General features: G+C 66.2%; 4 protein-coding genes. All 4 read left to right on the plus strand.

Annotated elements, in window-relative coordinates; all coding sequences use genetic code 11:
* A partial coding sequence (locus QZV72_RS14740; RefSeq protein ID WP_297009497.1) for a YggT family protein occupies window positions 1-219 on the plus strand: 219 nt, incomplete at its 5' end.
* A gap of 342 nt (window positions 220-561) precedes the next feature.
* A complete protein-coding gene (locus QZV72_RS14745) occupies window positions 562-1,581 on the plus strand; it encodes a DivIVA domain-containing protein (RefSeq protein ID WP_297009499.1) in 1,020 nt (339 codons plus the stop codon).
* Window positions 1,582-1,599: 18 nt separating this feature from the next.
* Entirely contained in the window at window positions 1,600-1,758 is a 159-nt protein-coding gene (locus QZV72_RS14750) for a hypothetical protein (protein ID WP_297009501.1), read from the plus strand.
* Window positions 1,759-2,038: 280 nt separating this feature from the next.
* On the plus strand, window positions 2,039-4,556 hold a 2,518-nt coding region (gene ileS / locus QZV72_RS14755; RefSeq protein ID WP_297009502.1), incomplete at its 3' end, for an isoleucine--tRNA ligase.

The raw sequence follows: 4,556 nt of genomic DNA on the forward strand, positions 1-4,556 counted from the left end.
ATTCGTTCGTTCTCCCGGCGGTGGTCCCCGTCCCGCGGTTTCGCGCTGGTCGCCGAACCGATGTTCGTCGTCACCGATGTCCTGGTGAAACCGGTGCGGCGGCTCATTCCCCCGATCCGCCTCGGGGGTGTGGCCATCGATGTGTCGATTCTCGTGCTCTTCTTCGGTCTGTCGATACTCGTGACGATCCTGCTGACCGTCGCCAATGGTATGGCCTGAGACATCCGTCCGCCGGGGAGATTAATACCGCGGTATCCGTTGTGCGCTGTTCACATGACCGCTACACTGGCCTTGTCTTCGTGGTCCTGAGTCCACGGAGATGTCGTGTGTAGTGACCGAAGCCGTCGTCTTTCCCGGAATGTGGGTCCGGGGGAGACGGCGGTTTCTTCCCGTACTGGGGCTATTGTTGCTAATGGGTCTCAAGTTGCGGTATAACTCTGCTGATAGATTGCACTTGAGGTTGAACTTCAGACTCCTGTCTGCGGTCCCTGCTAGGATCTGACCTGACGTGTCACTGGTGACAACCAGTGGTACATACACCGACTGTGAAGGGAACTACCGATGCCGTTGACTCCCGCTGACGTTCATAACGTGGCCTTCAGCAAGCCGCCGATCGGCAAGCGAGGTTACAACGAGGACGAGGTCGACCAGTTCCTCGATCTCGTTGAGGACACGCTGGCTGAGCTCGAGGACGAGAAGGAGGAACTCCGTTCACAGCTCGCGAGCGGAGTCCCCGCCGTCGAGGCTGCCGGCCCGGCTGCTGATCCGGAGGAGCTGGACCGGGCGACCGCCGCCGCGCGGTCCGCAGAGGAGGGCAGGTCCCGCGCCGAGGCGCGGGTCAAGGACCTGGAGCTCCAGCTGAAGAACGCGCAGAGCGCTGCGCGGGCCGCCGAGGAGCGGGCCGCGAAGGCGGAGCGCGCCGCCGCTGAGGCGCAGAAGTCCGCCACCCAGGGCGCTCCGGCCCCGCAGGCAGCCACGGCGGCCCCCGCCGGTGGTGGCGTGGCATCCGCCGAGACGCACATGCAGGCTGCCCGGGTCCTCTCGCTCGCACAGGAAATGGCGGACCGCCTGACCGGGGACGCCAAGCAGGAGTCCCAGTCCATGCTCTCCGAGGCCCGTTCGGAGGCAGAGAAGACCCTCGACTCCGCCAACAGCACCTCGCGGGCCCAGTTGGCCGACGCCAAGCAGCGTTCCGAGAAGCAGCTCGCCGAGGCGAAGCAGACCTCCGAGAAGCTCGTCTCCGACGCCCGCCAGCAGTCCGACACCCTCGTCGGCAACGCCCGCCAGAAGGCGGACACCCTGCTCGCCGACGCCACCGCCCAGTCGGAGGCGCAGGTCCGGGCCGCTCAGGAGAAGGCGACCGCGCTGGAGCAGGACGCCGAGCGCAAGCACACCGAGATCATGGCGACCATCAAGAAGCAGCAGACGACTCTCGAGGCGCGCATCGATGAACTGCGCACCTACGAGCGGGAGTACCGTACCCGCCTGAAGACGTTCCTCGAGTCGCAGCTCGACGAACTCAACAGCCGGAGCACCGCCGCTCCCTCGGCGAACAGTCTCAACTTCGGCAACAACAAGTAGCCGGACCACCTGACCCCCATGCTCGCTCTCGCACTCATCCTGTCCCTGCTGGGGTTCCTCTCACTGATGGTGGCCCTGTATCTCGGGTCAGCGTTGTGGGCGTGGGTGTGCGTGGGGGTCGCCGTCGTGGGGGTCGTCCTGTTCCTCGTCGACCTCGTTGCGTTGAAACGACGGTGAAAGGGTTATACTGCCCCTAGTTGGTCCCGCGCCGCCGTGCGGGGTCACCACGTGCACTGATCCGGCCATCACCGGGGAGCACTCCGGAAGAACCGGACACCGCCCGGATGGACGGTGTTCCCCAGTAGAACCGGACGGGACCGCGGCACGTCACGCCGTACGATGAGCGGAGCTCCCCGGGACATTCGGCGGTGGGGGAGATCAAGCGGGGTGGTACCGCGCGACCGGCAACGGGAGCGTCCCCGCGGACGTGAGAAGAACAACCTTCAAGGAGTCCGCGATGACCACCCCCGCCGGCGGAGCCTATCCCCGCACCGACATGAGCGACGGCACCAGCTCGTTCCCCCTCATGGAGCGCAATGTCCTGTCCTACTGGGCAGACGACGACACGTTCCAGGAGTCCCTGCGGAACCGGGAGGGCGCCCCCGAGTACATCTTCTACGACGGCCCGCCCTTCGCCAACGGCCTGCCGCACTACGGCCATCTGCTGACCGGCTACGTCAAGGACATCGTCCCGCGCTACAAGACCATGCGCGGCTACAAGGTCCCGCGCGTCTTCGGCTGGGACACCCACGGTCTGCCCGCCGAGCTCGAGGCGGAGAAGCAGCTGGGCATCAAGGACAAGGGCCAGATCGAGGAGATGGGGCTGGCGGCCTTCAACGACTACTGCGCCAAGTCGGTGCTGCGCTACGCCGGTGAGTGGAAGGACTACGTCACCCGCCAGGCCCGGTGGGTCGACTTCGACAACGGATACAAGACCATGGACCTGTCCTACATGGAGTCTGTGATCTGGGCCTTCAAGACCCTCTACGACAAGGGGCTGATCTACCAGGGCTTCCGCGTCCTGCCGTACTCGTGGGCGGAGCACACCCCGCTGTCGAACCAGGAGACACGCCTGGACGACTCCTACAAGATGCGTCAGGACCCCACCGTGACCGTGACCTTCCCGGTCACCGGCGCCTACCCGGGTACTGCGGCGGTCGAGACCCTCGCCGCGCACCCCGAGCTCGCTGGCGCCGCTCCGATGGCCTGGACCACCACCCCGTGGACCCTGCCCTCGCACCTTGCGCTGGCGGTCAACCCGGGGGTCACCTACGCCCTGGTCGCGGTCTCCGCAGACGGTGCCGATGCCGTCGCAGGCGGGAAGGTGCTCCTCGCCAAGGACCTCATGGGCGCCTATGCCAAGGAGCTGGGGGAGGACGCCGGGATCGTCGCCGAGTTCACCGGTGAACAGCTCGTGGGCCTGACCTACACCCCGCCCTTCGACTACTTCGCCGACCGCGCGGAGCAGGGTGCCTTCCGCATCCTCGCCGCCGACTACGTCACCACCGAGGACGGCACCGGTATCGTCCACCAGGCCCCTGCCTTCGGTGAGGACGACATGAACACCTGTAACGCCGCAGGTATCGAGGTCGTCATCCCGGTCGACATGGACGGTAAGTTCACGTCCCTGGTGCCGGACTACCAGGGCCAGCTCGTCTTCGACGCCAACCGGCAGATCATCCGCGACCTCAGGCAGAAGGGACGGATCGTCCGCGACCAGACCATCGAGCACTCCTACCCGCACTCCTGGCGTTCCGGTGAGCCGCTGATCTACATGGCGCTGCCCAGCTGGTTCGTCTCCGTCACGAAGTTCCGTGACCGGATGGTCGAACTCAACCACGACCAGATCGAGTGGATCCCGGAGCACATCCGCGACGGCCAGTTCGGTAAGTGGCTCGAGGGCGCCCGTGACTGGAACATCTCCCGCTCCCGCTACTGGGGTTCCCCGATCCCGGTGTGGGTCTCCGATGACGACGCCCACCCGCGTATCGACGTCTACGGCTCCCTCGACGAGCTGGAGGCTGATTTCGGGGTCCGACCGACGTCTCTCCACCGTCCGTACATCGACGAACTGACCCGCCCCAACCCGGACGACCCCACGGGGAAGTCCACGATGCGGCGCGTCCCCGACGTCCTCGACGTCTGGTTCGACTCGGGCTCCATGCCCTTCGCCCAGGTGCACTACCCGTTCGAGAACAAGGACTGGTTCGACACCCACTCGCCGGCGGACTTCATCGTCGAGTACATCGGCCAGACCCGTGGCTGGTTCTACCTGCTGCACGTCCTGTCCACCGCCCTGTTCGACCGGCCGGCGTTCAAGAAGGTCGTCTCCCACGGCATCGTCCTCGGCGACGACGGCCTGAAGATGTCCAAGTCCAAGGGCAACTACCCGGACGTCAACGGTGTCTTCGACCGAGACGGTTCCGACGCCATGCGCTGGTTCCTCATGAGTTCGCCGATCCTGCGGGGCGGAAACCTCATCGTCACCGAACAGGGCATCCGTGAGGGGGTGCGTCAGGCGATGCTGCCGATGTGGAACGCCTATTCCTTCCTGCGGCTGTACGCGCACACCCCGGCGGAGCGATCCACCGCGTCCACCAACGTCCTGGACCGGTACATCCTCGCCAAGCTGCACGACACGGTCGCCGAGGTCACGGCATCGCTCGACGCCACGAACATCGCGGCCGCCACCGATGAGATCCGCCAGTTCTGCGATGCGCTGACCAACTGGTACGTGCGCCGCTCCCGCGACCGGTTCTGGGCCGGTGACGGGGAGTTCCCCGAGGCCTTCAACACCCTGTACACGGTGCTGGAGACGCTGACGCGCCTGGCGGCGCCGATGCTGCCGATGGCGTCGGAGGTCATCTGGAAGTCCCTGACCGGCGGCCGGTCGGTGCACCTCGCCCCGTGGCCGACCGTGGACGAGCTTTCCGACGACGACGCGCTCGTGGCGGCGATGGACGACGTCCGTGCGG

It is taken from the genome of uncultured Corynebacterium sp. (genome assembly GCF_902782855.1).
In the GTDB taxonomy this organism is placed as follows: domain Bacteria; phylum Actinomycetota; class Actinomycetes; order Mycobacteriales; family Mycobacteriaceae; genus Corynebacterium.